Below are 15,524 nucleotides of genomic sequence, written 5' to 3'. Positions count from 1 at the left end.
AGACCCTGGTCTAGGTAATCGCGTCGATGATCCAGGTGACCACCGTGACGACGATACTGAACAGAATCGCCGCGATGACGCCGGTGACGTCGAAGCCGTCGACCAGATACGCCGCCAGGTATACCATGAGGATGTTGATGACGAAATAGAACAACCCCAGGGTCATAATGGTAATGGGAATGGTCAAAAAGACCAGAATCGGCTTCAGGAATGCGTTCAGCAGCCCGAGAACAATGGCTACGATAATGGCCGTCCCGAAATTATTGACGATGATGCCCGGAATCAGGCGGCTGGCGACGAACACAGCGACCGCACTGATCAGAATTCGTATGAGTAAGCCCATGCTTTGTGTAAAGTTTGTGGTAGAACGATTGGCGTTAAGTACGCGCCAATAAATGAAAACCTCGTCAAACTTCAAACTCAAAGCGGCTAATACTGTTCAGAACCGCTATTTTGCGTGCCGTTTCTGGAGGACAGCGATGATGTCGTCCAGGTCGAACCCTTTTTGCTCCAGCAGCACCAGATAGTGGAACAGCAGGTCGGCGGCCTCGCCTTTGAACAGGTCGGCATTATCGTCCTTCGCCTCAATGACCAGTTCCACAGCCTCTTCGCCTACTTTCTGGGCAATCTTGTTGACGCCTTTGGCAAACAGGCTGGCTGTGTAGGACTTGTCGGACGGGTTGGCCTTCCGGTCACGGATAATGTGCTGCAGGTAATTCAGGAACTGGCCTTTTCCGGTGTTCACTTCTTCGAAACACGTATCAGCGCCCGTATGGCAGGTCGGACCGTCGGGGCGGGCTTTGATCAGCAGCGTATCGCCGTCGCAATCCACCAGCATCTGTTCGACGCGGAGGAAATTGCTGGACGTTTCGCCTTTGGTCCAGAGCCGCTGTTTGCTCCGGCTGAAAAACGTCACGACACCTTCGGCGGCCGTTTTGTCGTACGCTTCCCGGTTCATGTATCCCAGCATCAGCACCTTGCCGGTCTGCGCGTCCTGAATCACGGCGGGAAGGAGGCCGTCGGGGGATTTATCGAAGTTTAGTTCTTTGGACATAAGAGGTTAGACAAGGGACAAAAGACCGATACGGCTCCGTAACCCGTCCCTGCGTTTAGTCATTCTTGATTAAATTCATGATGAGTTGAATCATCAGCTCCTTACTGGCCGGGTCGCTTTGCGCCACCAGCAACGCCAGCGCCACCAGCGCGTTTTCGTTTATTTTCAGAACGCCGTTTTTCTTCAGCCGGTGCCGGTTCTTTTCCAGAAACCAGACAAACAGAAAGGCCCCAATCCGCTTGTTGCCATCGCTGAACGGGTGGTTTTTGATGACAAAATAAAGCAAATGCGCCGCCTGTTCTTCGATCGTTGGATAGAGGTACTGCCCGCCGAACGTCTGGGCTACGCTGCCGAGAATTCCCCGGAAGCCGTCGTCGCGGATGCGGCCAAACAGATCGGAAGCTTCTTTTTGCTCCATGAGTCGCTGCTTTAACTCCGCAATTGCCGCCAGCGATTCGTCATAATCCAGTTCGTAGACGACATCTTCCCCAAGGCCAATCGTGTCGACTTCATTGGTATCGAACTGATTTAACAGCGTAAACGATTTGGCGTATTCAGTAATCAGCGACAGCATCCCTTTTGCTTCCTGTAAGGTCAGGCTCTCCTGTTCCACCGACTGCTGAAACTGAAGGAGTGTCTGCTGAATTTCCCGTAAACTTTCCCGTTGCTGCTGCAGCCGTTTTTCGTTCAGGGTATAGCCTTTCAGCAAGTGGTCTTTCAGTACCTTATTAGCCCAGATGCGGAATTGCGTGCCTTGCTGCGATTTCACACGGTAGCCAATCGAGATAATAACATCCAGACTGTAGAACGATACCGGTTTGTCGGAATTTGCAATATGCATTTTTTGCATATTGCTTTTTCTGTCCAGTTCACCCTCCGCAAAAACGCTGTTTATGTGTCGGCTGATTACGGATTGATCCCGTTGAAAAAGATCAATCATCTGGGCTTGTGAAAGCCAGACGGTCTCGTCTGTTAATCTGACTTCAAGATTTGCAGCGCCGTCCTGAGTCTGAAAAATAACGATCTGATTTTCCATAGTTTGAGAACTGTTACGGGAGGCAGGCGAAGATAACCAATTCCTCAATCCGTCATCCGCATTTCAATTCCTTTCAGATTGAGGTACTTCTTCAGCGCCGGAATTTCGATTTCCTTGAAGTGGAAGATGCTCGCCGCCAGTCCGGCATCGGCTTTCCCGGCCGTGAATACGTCCACAAAATGCTCCATTGAGCCCGCACCCCCGGAAGCGATAACGGGGATGTTGGCAGCACCGGAAATCTGGGCCGTCAGTTCCAGCGCAAACCCGGCTTTGGTGCCGTCGGTGTCCATGGAGGTCAGCAGGATTTCGCCCGCGCCCCGGTCCTCCACTTCCTTCGCCCAAAGAATCGTCCGGAGTTCGGTCGGCTTGCGGCCACCGTGCGTGTGGACGATGTGCTCGCCGTCCACGTACCGCGTGTCAATGGCGACAACAATGCACTGGCTACCAAATTCCTGCGCCAGTTCGTCGATCAGGCCCGGATTCCGCACCGCCGACGAGTTGATGGAAACCTTATCGGCCCCGGCATTGAGCAGGGCCGACACGTCGGCCTTGGACGAAATGCCGCCCCCCACCGTAAAGGGAATGTTGACGACATGCGCCACGCGTTTAACCAGTTCGATCAGCGTCTTGCGCTCATCGACGGTAGCCGTAATGTCCAGAAAAACGAGCTCGTCGGCGCCCTGTTCCGCGTAAATACGGCCCAGTTCGACCGGATCGCCGGCGTCGCGGAGGTTAACGAAATTGGTGCCTTTGACCGTGCGCCCGTCTTTGATGTCGAGGCAGGGAATGATGCGTTTGGTTAACATTTTGTGGTTAATGAAGAATGAACTTCGTGGTCAATGAATAATGAAGAATGAACAATGAACCGCCGCGGGCCGCAATGAACCGCAGTAGTTCATTATTTATTGTTCATTGCGGCCCGCCGCCGCGGTTCATTTTTTCTAACTCCTTCAGCGTAACCCTTCCTTCGTAAATCGCCTTGCCGACGATGACGCCGAAGAGGTTCATTTCGGCCAGCTGCTCGATATCGGCCAGGTTGCTCACGCCGCCGCTGGCGATGATGTGCAGGTCGGCAGAGCGTTCCTGGAGGTTTTTGTAGAGGTCGAACGAAGGGCCCTGCAGTAGACCGTCTTTCGCGACGTCGGTGCTGATGGTGTACCTGATGCCTTTTTCAAGCCATTTCTCCACGAAGTCATACACCCACACGTCCGTTCCTTCTTCCCAGCCGCTGACCGCAATTTTTTCGTTTTTGGCGTCGGCCCCAAGAATGATGGCTTCGGGTCCGTAGGTTTTCAGCCAGTGTTCGAACAGGTCCGGGTTCTTGACGGCGATGCTGCCGCCCGTTACCTGTCTGGCACCGGATTCGAACACAACCTTCAGATCCTCCTCAGACTGCACGCCGCCGCCGAAGTCGATGTGCAGCTTTGTTTTGGTGGCAATCAGTTCGAGCACTTTCCAGTTAATGACGCGCTTGGCCTTCGCCCCGTCGAGGTCGACGAGGTGCAGGCGGGTCAGGCCGGCGTCTTCAAACTGCTGGGCCACTTCGAGCGGACGGGCGTTGTATTCTTTTTTCTGGCTGTAGTCGCCCTGGGTCAGGCGGACGGCCTTGCCGTCGATGAGGTCGATTGCGGGGATGATGTACATAGTATGAAAGAAAAAAGAGAAGAGAGAAAGGAAAAAAGACAGCAGGTCGAAGCAGGAGTCTTTTCTGTTTTCTCTAACCTCTTTTATCTCTATTTACAGTTTCAAAAAATTCTCCAGAATCCGCTGCCCGACGTTGCCGCTGATTTCGGCGTGGAACTGGGCGGCGTAAAAATTATCTTTATGCAGCATCGCGCTAAACGGCTGAACGTAGCTACACGAGGCGATGGTCTGGTCGCAGATGCCGGCGCAGTAGCTGTGCACGAAATAGACGTACGAGTTTTCCTCTACGCCCGTCAGCAGGGGGCTGCGCAGGTCGCGGAGGTTGTTCCAGCCCATGTGCGGCACTTTAAAGCCGAGCTTCGCCGGAAAGCGCTTCACGTCTACGTCGAACACGCCCATGCAGGTCGTGTCGCCCTCTTCCGAGTACCGGCAGAGCAGCTGCATGCCGACGCAGGTGCCCAGCACCGGCTGCTTCAAGGACGGAATCACCCGGTCGAGGCCTTTTTCGCGCAGGTAAGCCATCGCGGTGCTCGCCTCCCCGACGCCGGGGAAAATAACCTTGTCGGCCGAGCGGATTTCGGCTTCGTCGTCCGTAAGCAGGTAGCTGGCCCCGATGCGATCAAGCGCGTACATGACCGACTGTACGTTGCCGGCGTTGTATTTGATGATGACGGTTTTCATAATTCTGTAGACAGGCGACAATAGACATGAGACAAAGAGAAAGCCGTCTGCCCCCGCCTTGTCTCTGGTCTTTTGTCGCTCGTCTTTTCTCTTTTGTCTAAAAATCAAAAGCCCGGCTCCTTGGCAGAACCGGGCTTTGGTTATCGGGTATTTCGTTGTGTCACTGTTTATCCCAAAAACGCATCCGTCCTGCCTGATTACGAGACAGAATGATGAGGATGGATGGCGTTTGCGGTTTTCATGGAGCAAAGGTAGCTTTATTAGACAAGAGAGAAAAGAGAAAAGACGAGAGAGAAAAGAGAAAAAGAGAGGTTAGACAAAAGACGAGAGACAAAAGACGAAGGACAGAAGACTGCCCGTTCGTTAACATCTATCTCCTCATCTCTCTTTTCTCCTGTCTCTTTTCTCTCATCTCTCCTCTCTTGTCTAAACTAAATCAAAACAAACTCCCCTGCACCACTTCCGGCCGGAGGGCGGGCTCGCGCAGGTTCAGGCCGCAGACCGCGTTGAGCTGGCGAATCCAGTAGCGGATCAGTTCGGGGGTCGTATCGTTTTCGGCCCCGCCGTGGATGAACAGGTAAGCCGTTTGCAGGCCCTTGTCGAACCAGGTTTTCAGGCGCTGCACCCAGGCGTCGGCGCGCTGGTAATCCGTCGGGTGGCCGTCATTGGCAATAAACCGTAACACCAGCTTCGGACTCGACAGGCTCATGTGCAGCACGTCGCGCCGACCGGCCACATCTGTAATCACCAGGTCGCGGCGCAGAGCAAAGAGCCTGTCCAGCGTTTTCTGCCAGATTTCCGGTTTGCGGAACCAGTTTTCGTGCCGGAATTCGACGGCCACTTCCAGGTCGTCGGGCAGGTTTTTCAGGTAATTTTCCAGAATCGGCAGCCGGTCGGGGCCGAAGGTCGGGGGCAGTTGCAGAAAAGACGTGCCCAGAAACTCTTCCAGACCGAGCACGGCGTTGATGAACTCCTCCGTCAGCGATTCGGTCGCCACCAGCGCCCGGTCGTGGCTGATCGCCTGCGGAAATTTCGGGCAGTACACAAAGCCGTCGGCCGCCTCGGTTTTCCACCGCCGGATCATGTTTTCGGTCGGAATCTGGTAGTGCGTCAGGTTCAGCTCAATGGTGTTGAACTGCCGGGTGTAGTGGTGCAGAAAATCCTTGTCCTTTGCGTTGGTCGGATAAATTTTTCCGACATACGATTTATTGGCCCAGATCGGCCCGCCGATCAGAACTTCCGGATGGGCCGCCGGCTCGACCATGTCCCAGATGCGCTGGTTGAACGGGTGGTCGGGCGGCAGGGTGAAATCCACCGCGTCGAGGTTCGCTACTTTACCGAATTCCATGGGGTGCAGGAGTAGAAGTGTACCGTTAAAACTGTCAAAGACCGCCTTTCGTTTTCGCGCCCGTTCTGAATTGACTAATTTTGTCGTGCAAGAGAAAAGAGAATAGACAAAAGAGAAAAGAATTTAGCCTAGAACTATTTCTGTTCTGACTACTAACAGGCTTTCCTCTGTCTTTTTTCTTTTATCTATTCTCTTTCATCTAATTGACTATGATCTCAAAGACCTATAATCCCAAAGACATTGAGGAAAAGTGGTACCAGTACTGGCTGGACAACCGCTTTTTTCATTCCGAGCCGGACGACCGCGAGCCGTACACCATCGTCATCCCGCCGCCGAACGTGACGGGCGTGCTGCACATGGGCCACATGCTGAACAACACCATTCAGGACGTGCTCGTGCGCAAGGCCCGCATGGAAGGCAAAAACGCCTGCTGGGTGCCGGGCACCGACCACGCCTCCATCGCGACGGAAGCCAAGGTCGTCAGCATGCTGAAAGAGCAGGGTATCGACAAAAAGGAAATCGGCCGGGAGAAATTTCTGGAACACGCCTGGGAATGGACCCACAAATACGGCGGCATCATCCTCCAGCAGCTCCGCAAGCTGGGCGCTTCCTGCGACTGGGACCGGACCCGCTTCACGATGGAACCGGCCCTGTACGACGCCGTCATTGATACCTTCGTGGACCTCTATAACAAAGGCCAGATCTACCGGGGCGTCCGGATGGTGAACTGGGACCCGCAGGGCATGACAGCCGTCTCGGACGAGGAAGTGCTCATGAAGGAAGTCCAGCAGAAGCTGGTTTACATCAAATACGCCATTCAGGGTTCGGCGGGTGATTTCATCACGATTGCTACCGTCCGGCCGGAAACCATCATGGCGGACTCGGCGATCTGCGTCAACCCGAACGACGAGCGGTACAAACACCTCCACGGCAAAAAAGCGCTCATTCCGCTCATCAACCGCGAAATTCCCATCATCACCGACGAATACGTGACGATGGATTTCGGGACGGGCTGCCTGAAAGTAACACCGGCCCACGACCCGAACGACTACGAACTCGGCATCAAGCACAAACTGCCGGTCATCGACATTCTGGCCGATAACGGCACGCTGAACGAAAAAGCCCAGATTCTGGTCGGTATGGACCGTTTTGCGGCGCGGAAGGCCATCGTCAAGATGCTGGAAGAGGCCGGGAACCTCGAAAAAACGGAAGAATACAAGTCCAACGTCGGATACTCGGAGCGGACCAACGCCGTCATCGAGCCGAAACTGTCGTTGCAGTGGTTCCTGAAAATGAAGGAGCTTTCGCAGCCCGCCCTCGAAAACGTCATGAACGACACGGTGCAACTGGTGCCGCCCAAGTTCAAGAACATGTACCGTTCGTGGATGGAGAACGTTCATGACTGGTGCATCAGCCGCCAGCTCTGGTGGGGCCACCGCATCCCGGCGTTTTACATGAAGGACGGCACGGTCATCGTGGCCAAAAACAAGCGCGAAGCGCTCCGGAAAGCCCAGCGCGAACACCTGCTGTTTGCCCTCACGGAAGCCGACCTGACGCAGGATGAAGACGTCCTCGACACCTGGTTCTCGTCCTGGTTGTGGCCCATGTCGGTTTTCATCCCGGAAAGTCAACCGGAAAACTCCGCCCGCCCGAAAGCCAAACAAGGCGATGTCGATTACTATTACCCGACCAACGACCTCGTGACGGCTCCTGAAATCCTGTTCTTCTGGGTTGCCCGGATGATCATTGCCGGATACGAATACAAAGGCCGCGAGCCGTTCCAAAACGTGTACCTGACGGGGATTGTCCGCGACAAACTGGGCCGGAAAATGTCCAAATCGCTCGGCAACTCGCCCGACCCGCTGGACCTCATCGAACAGTTCGGGGCCGACGGTGTGCGGACGGGCATGCTCTTCAGTTCGCCGGCCGGGAACGACCTGCCTTACGACGACAAACTGGTGGAACAGGGCCGGAATTTCTGCAACAAAATCTGGAACGCGTTCCGGCTGGTCAAAGGCTGGACGGTTGTAGAGACCACAGAGAACGGACAAGAGACAAAAGACAGCAATGCACTCGCTGTTGAGTGGTTCAGCGCGAAGCTGAATCAGGCCATTACCGAACTGCAGGATCATTTCGGCAAATTCCGGATGTCGGATGCCCTGCAAACGGTCTACAAGCTGATTTGGGACGATTTCTGTTCGCAGTATCTGGAAATGATCAAACCGGGCTTCGAACTGCCCATCGACCGGGCCACCTACGACGCCACCATCAATTTCTTCGAACAACTGATGGCCCTGACGCACCCGTTCATGCCGTTCATTACCGAAGAAATCTGGCAGGACATCCGCGAGCGGAAAGCGGGCGACAGCGTTTGTGTGGCTCCCTACCCGACCGGCGGACCCGTCAACGAGGCCCTGCTGGCCGATTTCGACCTGCTTTTTGACGTCGTGACGACGATCCGGAACCTGCGGAACGCGAAGCAGATCTCTCCAAAAACCGAACTGCCGCTCGCCATCCGGACCGAAACGCCCGACCGCTTCAACCCGCTGGAAGGCCTGATCCGGAAAATGGCGAACGTGTCGGACATCAGCTACGTCAGCGAAAAAGCGGAAGGTTCTTCGTTCGTCATCAAAGGCGACGAGTTCTTTGTGAACATCGCCGGCGAAATCGACGTGGAACAGGAAATCGCCGCTTTGACGAAGGAGTTGGAGTATACCAAAGGCTTTTACGAAGCAACGGCCAAAAAGCTTTCGAATGAACGGTTCGTGGCGAACGCCAAGCCGGAAGTCGTGGAGCGCGAGCGGCAGAAACTGGCCGATGCCGAAGCAAAAATGAAGGCGCTGCAGGCCAGTCTGGCGGCGTTGCTGCAGGCTTAAAGTAGGTTAACCACAGAGGGCGCAGAGGTTAGCACAGAGAACACAGAGTAATGACTCCGTGAAACTCTGTGCTAATCTCTGCGCCCTCTGTGGTTAACAGTTAGTTCTTCTTAGTACCCGTCGTTCTGCGCGCCGGCGATGCTGGGATTCGCCAGGATTTCGCCCTGCGGGATCGGCCATGCCCATTTGGGGCTGTTGGCAGCGAGCGTACACACCGAGCCCGGACGGCAGTCGGCCCGGTTCACCACGCGCGTCGTGCGCTTGAGGTCGAACCAGCGGTGACCTTCCATCCAAAGTTCCTTGCGGCGCTCCAGCGCAATCGCGTCGATCAGCGCCTGGCCCGTTTCGGTACCCGGCGCGAAGTTGGCAATCCGGGCGGCCCGCAGCGTATTCAGATCGGCCAGCGCCTCGGCGGCGCGGTTGGTCAGCGCGCGGGCTTCGGCGCGGATCAGGTACATTTCCCCCGTCCGGAACGCCTTGAAGTTGGCGGCTCCGTCGCGGGCCGTGCCTTTCCCCTGGTATTTCGTTACCACAAAGCGACCGGCCCGGTTCACCGAACCCGTGATGCTTTCGCCCGCGGTGAAATACGAAGCAAACCGCACGTCGTTCGTCCGGTCGAAGGTGCTCAGCAGCGTCGCCGCCGGTTCCCACTGCGAACGGTTCGTGGCCGGAGACCATACGTCCAGGGCCGGACCGCCTTCACCGGGGTTGAACTGAATGGCAAACAGCACTTCATCGGCGTTGGCGTCGGACCAGATGCCGGGGAAGTTGGCACGGGTAGCCAGCGGACGCGCACTGATGGCCGCCGTGGCGTACGTGATAGCCCGGTCGTACTCTTTCGCATAGAGCGATACCCGGGCCAGGATGGCGTTGACCGTAGCGGCATCGATCCGGCTGCGCTTCGTGGCCGTGTTGATGGCGGCATCCACGTCGTTCAGCAACGGCAGGGCAGCCTCCAGGTCCTTGATGATCTGGTCGTAAACCTGCTTGACGGTTGCGCGGGCCGGCGTCTCAATTTTTGACGTCGTTTTTACCGGAACACCCGGCGAAGTCGAATTTCGGTCGAAGTTAGGGGCATAGTACTGCAACAGGTTAAAGTGCAGCAGTCCGCGGATCGCCAGCGCCTGTCCTTTGATCCGGTTTGCCTTCTTCGGAGCCGAAGCTTCGTAAGGAGCGATATTCTCCAGAATCAGGTTGACGTCATTAATCATCAGGTAATTAAAGCGCCACACTTCTCCGATCCGGAGTTGGTCGGCCGCGTACGTCCAGTCGGTCACGGCCTTGTAGTTGACCAGCGATTCGTTGGTTTCGATCAGGTTGTCCGACATCATATCGGCCGCTACGGAGGAGAACAGGCCGTAGGCGTACATATCCCGCATGGACGCGTACGTTCCGTTCAGCACCGGCTCAAAGTCGTCCAGTTTCCCGAACACGTTCGCACTGCTGAGGGAGTGGGTGGGTGTCAGGTCAATCATATCGTTGCACGAGGTGGCTGTCAGAAGGCTGCCGCACAACAGAAGGGCATATAGTTTTTTCATCTATCGTTTAGTGTTTGAGGGAAGGTTTACCGGCTGACCGCCTGCCGATGTTCCGGACCCGGCGCTTCACCCGGTAAACCTTCGTTGAATTTAGAACCCGATACCCAAACCAGCCGTGAACGTACGCAATGCCGGGTACTGAGCGCCCGTCAGCTGGCCGCCCGTGATTTCAGGGTCAAAGCCCTGGAATTTGGTAAAGGTCAGCATGTTCTGCCCCTGTACAAAGATGCGGGCCGACGACATTTTGGCCTTGCGCATCAGCGTGCCAGGCAGGTTGTACGATACCGTCAGGTTCCGCAGACGCAGGAAGTCGCCTTTTTCGAGGAAATGCGTGACCGCCGTCTGGTAAGGCAGGTTCGGGTTCGGAATGTCCGTAATGTCACCCGCTTTCTGCCATTCGCGCAGCAGCGCCCGCGACACGTTGTCGGCGTAGTAGTTGGGGTTTTCTACGTTCGTCCGGTCGTTGTTGAAGATGTAGTTGCCAAATGCGTAGGTAAACAGGGCCGACACTTCAATGCCTTTGAAACGCAGCGTATTCGTAACACCGCCGAAATACGGAGCCTCGCGGGGTCCGAAAATCTGGGCGTCGTTGGGACTGTAGGTTTCGGTGATCTCGCCTTTCAGGTTACGGAACTGCTGGGCACCCGTCTGCGGATTCACCCCGGCGTACTCCACCAGCCAGTTGCTGTTGATGGGCTGGCCGACGCGGTTGATGGTGTTGCCCGAGATGATCCCGCGCTCCGGCGTGGTCGGCGTCAGCTTCAGGATTTTGTTCCGGTTCAGCGTAAAGTTGATGTTGGTTTCCCAGCTGAAGTCACCGGCATCGACGTTCACCGTATTCAGACCGATTTCAATACCGCGGTTCTGCAACTCACCGATGTTCCGGTTGATCGAGTTGAAGCCCGTGGTGCGGGAAAGCTGGTCGTTCAGGAAGAGGTTTTTCGTCACCGAGTTATACACTTCCACGCCGCCGGAAATCCGCTTGCTCAGCAGTGAGAATTCCACCCCGGCATTAAACGTATTCTTTTGTTCCCAACGCAGCTCGGGGTTTTCCAATTGCGTCAGAATTACCGTTGAGCTACCGTCGTAGGACGAAATCGTCTGGCTGGTCCGTCCGCCGCGCGCCTGGTAAATGGCGAGGGAGGCAAAGCTGCCGATTCCTTCCTGGTTACCCACCGAACCGTAGCTGGCTTTCAGACGCAGGTTGTTCAGGACGCCGCTCGTGATGCCCTGCATGAAAGGCTCGTCACTGATGACCCAGCTTGCCCCCACTGAACCGAAGTCCGCGAAGCGGTAGCTTTTCCCGAAGCGGGATGAGCCGTCACGACGCAGGTTCACGTTCAGGTAGTAGCGGTTTTTGAAGCCGTAGCCGAGCGTTGTGAAGTACGACACGAGGGCGTTCTGGATGCCGTCGCCCCGGGTGTCCGGAATCATGTTGGCGTTGTTCTGGGTAATGCCCGCTTCGTTTTGCAGGATACCGCCCAGGCCGTAACCCGTGTACCCGAAGGAGCCCAGTTTCAGACGCACCATCTCGGTATAAAGACCCACGCGGACCGAGTGGTCGCCGAAGGTATTGTTGTAGTTCAGTGAGGTAGTGCCGGTGAATCGCGTGTTTTTGTAGAAATCGCGGCTCAGGCGACCCTGACGGCCTTTTACGGCCGAGCCCGTTCCCACCTGGCCGAACCGGCTGTTGTACACCGTCTGCTCCTGGTTGGAGAAGTCAACGCCCCAGTTGGTCCGGACCGACAGGCCTTTCAGGAACGGGAAATCGTACTCCAGAAAGCCGGCCGCTACCGTTTTCAGTTCGTTGAACTGGCGGCTCGTCTCGTTCAGCTCCCGGACCGGGTTCGGCTGGCCGGAACGGAAGGCCGTATAGGTTCCGTCGGCATTGTACGGCGTTTCGTACGGGTTGGCCCAGCGGATGGCGTTCAGCGGCGAGGTGATGGTGGTGTTGCCTTCCGTCTGGAAGTTCTGGATCGAATAGCCAACCGTGGCGTTCAGGCCGAAACGCAGAGGTCCGGAATTGGCCTCCAGGTTCATGCGGCCCGTATAGCGGTTCAGGTCGGTTCCTTTTACGGTACCGGTCTGCGAAAACATGTTTCCGGATACATAGAACAGCACACTTTCGTTACCGCCCGAAGCGCTCAGCTGGTGCTGCTGCGTCTGGCCGATCTGGAAAATCTCCTTCTGCCAGTCGGTATTGACCTTGCGGAGGTCGGCGATCTGAGCGGCCGTGTATTTGGCCAGATCCGTACCGCCCCGGCGCAGTTCGTAATCGATTTTTTCATTGGTGTTCATCAGTTCCAGACGGTTCTGGGGGAAGTACGACTGACCGTACTGGCCGTCGTAGCTGATGCGTGTCTTACCGGCTTTGCCCTGACGGGTTTTGATGACGATAACCCCGTTGGCGCCGCGTGAGCCGTAAATGGCCGTTGCGTCCGCATCTTTCAGGACCGAAATGGTTTCGATATCCTGCGGGTTGATGGTCTGGAAAGCCGCCGCGTCGATCTGGATGCCATCGACGATGTAAAGCGGCGTGTTGCTGCCGTTGACCGAACCGGAGCCGCGCACGCGAACCGAAGCCGCCGCTCCCGGCTGACCGCTGTTGGCGATTACCAGAACGCCCGGAGCCTGCCCCTGCAGAAGCTGGTCAAACGAAGCAACCGGCTGGTTCTTGATCTGGGCGGGCGAAATGCTGGCGACCGAGCCGGCAAACTCCCGGCGATTGCCCTGGCCGTAGCCGGTCACCACTACTTCGTTCAGTTGAGAAGCATCGGACTTCAGATCGACGTTGATAACGCTCTGGTTGCCGACGGTGATTTCCTGCTTGACCATCCCGACAAAACTGAAAACCAGAACGGCCTTCGAATCCGGCACAGACAATGAGTAATTTCCCTGAGCATCAGACTGGGCTCCGCGGGTGCCTCCCTGGATGGCAATGGAGACGCCGGGCAAGGGTGCTCCGTCATCGGCGGAGGTGACTCGCCCGCTTACTTTTCGCTCCTGCGCGTAGCCGGTGGTAATCGCCACAAGTGTCAGCAGGAAAAACAAAAAACGTAGTGGTTGCTTCATAGGTTTTTAGTTTGACGCAAAAAAACTGCTACAAAAAAAAACCATATGTCTAAGTAAAACAACTTAGTATATACGCTTTGGGAAGTTTAGTAACCTCTTTGTAACCGCAAAAGGTCGAAAATTTGGCTCTTTTGGGGCTTTTTTGTGCCTAAAAAATATTTTTAGGTTTGTTTTTCGGCCTGAATTACAAAAAAAGCATCCCAAACCACCGGGATGCCTTCAAAAAAGTACTGATTTTAGAAAAAATAGGTTTTACTCAACTTTCACCTCGACCCGGCGGTTCAGCCGACGCGTTTCTTCCCGGGTATTGTCGGCAACCGGCCGACTGCCGCCGTACGCCACCGTCCGAATCCGCTCCCGGTCGATGCCTTTGCTGACGAGGTAGCTCTTCACCGCCTCCACGCGCTTTCTCGACAATTCAACGTTCAGTTTCGGGTCGCCCACGTTGTCGGTATGCCCCGCCAGTTCGATCCTGATTTCGGGATTCTGCCGCATGACCTCCGCGAGTTTGTTCAGTTCCGGATACGAACCCGCCTGAATCCGGTAATCCGACTGCGGAAACAGCAGGTTGGAAAGGCGGTAGGTTTTGCCCGTCTCGACGCGGTTGTCGAAGTTTTCCACCCTGGGGGCGGGCGTTTTCACCGGCGGCGTCCGGGCCACGACCGAGTCCGGGCGGGCCGGTCGGGGTTTGGCAGGCGCAGCGGGAGCCGGTTTTCGGGCAGGGGCGGCCGGTTTGGTCGCCGGAGCGGACTTCGGAGCGGCCACGGGCGGACGGTTGTTGCGCATGACCGTGGCCGGTTCCTCCTTGTCGTCATAAGGCAGCACCCGCACGTTGTACACGTTGTAGGGCCACTGCGAACTGAGCCCGCCGCTGAGCGGGTCCTGCCGCCCTTCAAACTGCTCTACGTCCTCTTCGATCATGTCGACCCGGGTCACGCCTTTTCCCGGCCGTTCAAAATGGGCTTCGCATTTCAGGGAATGGACATTGTAGAACTGGGCATTCCGGGGTTCGTCCAGATAATCCACCTTGGTTTCGCCGTCAACCCGGATATTTTTGACGTAAATCAGGTTGTACTGCTTCCGCGACTGGGCGTCGTAAAGCCGCCAGGCGTTGCGGTGGCCGGGGCCGGAAACCGTCGCCCGTTCGTTGTTTTCCGTCTCAAAATGAACGATCATTTTATGACGGGTGTAATCAATTCGGGTAATCCGTCCGCCGCCCGGCACGTTTTTCTGCGGCGGATTGATATCTTTCTGTTCTATCTTCTGAGCCCCGGCGGTCTGCGCCAGAAATATGAAAAAACACAATAATCCCGGTATCCAGCGTTTCATAATCGTCCCTTCTAGCGTCTGTATGAGTAACGAATTTACGACCATCAACGCTTAGTAGAGAAAGACGATGGGCGTTAAAATTTGTTAAAGGGAAAACAAAATCCGCCTATGGACAGACAAGCCATTAGATATTTTTTACAAAAAATGGTATTTTACCCCAAACAGAAACCACACCAGCCGTTTTAACCAACAGACTACCAATTTTGCCTACATGAATAAGTGCGTATTTCTGGACCGCGACGGGGTTCTGAACGAAGACCGGATTGACTACGTCTACCGGGTAGAGGATTTTAACATTTTGCCGGGCGTGCCTGAGGGGCTGAAAAAGCTGAAAGAGGCCGGGTATCTGCTGATCGTGGTGACCAACCAGGCGGGCATTGCCAAGGGTTTGTATACCCGGGAAGACGTGGCCAAATGCCATACGTACCTGCAGGAAGCCTGTGGAAACGTCATCGACGCCTTCTACTACTGTCCGCACCACCCGGATTATACGTCGCGGTCGCTGCGGCGCAAACCGGACTCGCTGATGCTGGAAAAGGCGATTGCCCGGTACAACATCGACGTGTCGCAGTCGTGGATGTTCGGGGATGCTCCGCGGGATATGCACGCGGGAAAACGGGTCGGCGTCCGGACGGTGCACATCACGCACCACCGACCGGAAATGCCCGTCGGCGACCAGCAGGCCGGTGACCTGCTGGAAGCGACGCGGTATGTACTCGAAGCCGCTTAAACCGTGCGGGTCTGCGGAGCCGGGCTTTTCTTTACGTTGTAGCTGTCGTAGGCCGGGCACCCTTTTCGGGCGCAGGAACCCAAAGACGCAACGGTCAGAACTCCCAGGAGGAAAACGATCTTTTTCATAGTCTTTTGCTATAGTTTACAGGCCGTTACGGCTTGTCGGCTTGCCGAACGAAAATACAAAAATTAATTTATAAAGTCAGCCGGCGAA

The 15,524-nt window shown here is 55.7% G+C and carries 13 protein-coding genes; 2 read left to right on the top strand and 11 right to left on the bottom strand.

Annotated elements, in window-relative coordinates; all coding sequences use genetic code 11:
- Positions 1 to 10: 10 nt before the first annotated feature.
- The 7 genes from ORG26_RS11940 to ORG26_RS11910 form a co-directional block, all read right to left on the bottom strand.
- On the bottom strand, positions 11 to 343 hold the full coding sequence (locus ORG26_RS11940; protein ID WP_266362005.1) for a phage holin family protein: 333 nt from the start codon (positions 341 to 343) through the stop codon (positions 11 to 13).
- A 105-nt stretch (positions 344 to 448) separates the two neighbouring features.
- On the bottom strand, positions 449 to 1,054 hold the full coding sequence (gene hisIE / locus ORG26_RS11935; protein ID WP_266362004.1) for a bifunctional phosphoribosyl-AMP cyclohydrolase/phosphoribosyl-ATP diphosphatase HisIE: 606 nt from the start codon (positions 1,052 to 1,054) through the stop codon (positions 449 to 451).
- Between the two features lie 55 nt (positions 1,055 to 1,109).
- Positions 1,110 to 1,895, bottom strand: a complete 786-nt coding sequence (locus ORG26_RS11930) for a virulence protein RhuM/Fic/DOC family protein (protein ID WP_266362002.1) — start codon at positions 1,893 to 1,895, stop codon at positions 1,110 to 1,112.
- Positions 1,896 to 2,134: 239 nt separating this feature from the next.
- On the bottom strand, positions 2,135 to 2,896 hold the full coding sequence (gene hisF, locus ORG26_RS11925; RefSeq protein WP_266362000.1) for an imidazole glycerol phosphate synthase subunit HisF: 762 nt from the start codon (positions 2,894 to 2,896) through the stop codon (positions 2,135 to 2,137).
- A gap of 103 nt (positions 2,897 to 2,999) precedes the next feature.
- Entirely contained in the window at positions 3,000 to 3,734 is a 735-nt protein-coding gene (hisA, locus tag ORG26_RS11920; RefSeq protein ID WP_266361998.1) for a 1-(5-phosphoribosyl)-5-[(5-phosphoribosylamino)methylideneamino]imidazole-4-carboxamide isomerase, read from the bottom strand.
- Positions 3,735 to 3,827: 93 nt separating this feature from the next.
- Positions 3,828 to 4,415, bottom strand: coding sequence for an imidazole glycerol phosphate synthase subunit HisH (hisH, locus tag ORG26_RS11915; protein ID WP_266361996.1), 588 nt, complete (start codon positions 4,413 to 4,415; stop codon positions 3,828 to 3,830).
- Positions 4,416 to 4,851: 436 nt separating this feature from the next.
- Entirely contained in the window at positions 4,852 to 5,763 is a 912-nt protein-coding gene (locus ORG26_RS11910) for a DUF72 domain-containing protein (protein WP_266361995.1), read from the bottom strand.
- A gap of 209 nt (positions 5,764 to 5,972) precedes the next feature.
- Here ORG26_RS11910 and ORG26_RS11905 point away from each other — a divergent pair, with 209 nt between their 5' ends.
- On the top strand, positions 5,973 to 8,639 hold the full coding sequence (locus ORG26_RS11905; protein WP_266361993.1) for a valine--tRNA ligase: 2,667 nt from the start codon (positions 5,973 to 5,975) through the stop codon (positions 8,637 to 8,639).
- Between the two features lie 110 nt (positions 8,640 to 8,749).
- Here the strand turns inward: ORG26_RS11905 and ORG26_RS11900 are convergent, their stop codons facing one another.
- The 3 genes from ORG26_RS11900 to ORG26_RS11890 all read right to left on the bottom strand — a co-directional run bounded on the left by ORG26_RS11900 (position 8,750) and on the right by ORG26_RS11890 (position 14,578).
- Entirely contained in the window at positions 8,750 to 10,177 is a 1,428-nt protein-coding gene (locus ORG26_RS11900; RefSeq protein ID WP_266361991.1) for a RagB/SusD family nutrient uptake outer membrane protein, read from the bottom strand.
- 90 nt (positions 10,178 to 10,267) lie between these two features.
- Positions 10,268 to 13,249 (bottom strand): SusC/RagA family TonB-linked outer membrane protein, encoded by a 2,982-nt coding sequence (locus tag ORG26_RS11895; RefSeq protein ID WP_266361989.1) that lies wholly within the window; start codon positions 13,247 to 13,249, stop codon positions 10,268 to 10,270.
- A gap of 252 nt (positions 13,250 to 13,501) precedes the next feature.
- A complete protein-coding gene (locus ORG26_RS11890) occupies positions 13,502 to 14,578 on the bottom strand; it encodes an OmpA family protein (RefSeq protein WP_266361987.1) in 1,077 nt (358 codons plus the stop codon).
- Between the two features lie 211 nt (positions 14,579 to 14,789).
- On the opposite strand from ORG26_RS11890, the gene ORG26_RS11885 reads away from it, so the two are divergent.
- The gene (locus ORG26_RS11885; RefSeq protein ID WP_266361985.1) at positions 14,790 to 15,308 is read left to right on the top strand and encodes a D-glycero-alpha-D-manno-heptose-1,7-bisphosphate 7-phosphatase; all 519 of its coding nucleotides are present in this window, start codon (positions 14,790 to 14,792) and stop codon (positions 15,306 to 15,308) included.
- Here ORG26_RS11885 and ORG26_RS11880 read toward each other — a convergent pair.
- Positions 15,305 to 15,436 (bottom strand): hypothetical protein, encoded by a 132-nt coding sequence (locus ORG26_RS11880; RefSeq protein ID WP_266361983.1) that lies wholly within the window; start codon positions 15,434 to 15,436, stop codon positions 15,305 to 15,307. The genes ORG26_RS11885 and ORG26_RS11880 overlap by 4 nt on opposite strands.
- Between the last annotated feature and the right edge of the window lie 88 nt (positions 15,437 to 15,524).

The sequence above is a fragment of the Tellurirhabdus rosea genome (assembly GCF_026278345.1).
Taxonomy (GTDB): Bacteria; Bacteroidota; Bacteroidia; order Cytophagales; family Spirosomataceae; genus Tellurirhabdus; species Tellurirhabdus rosea.
This window is presented reverse-complemented; position numbering and strand designations above follow the sequence as displayed.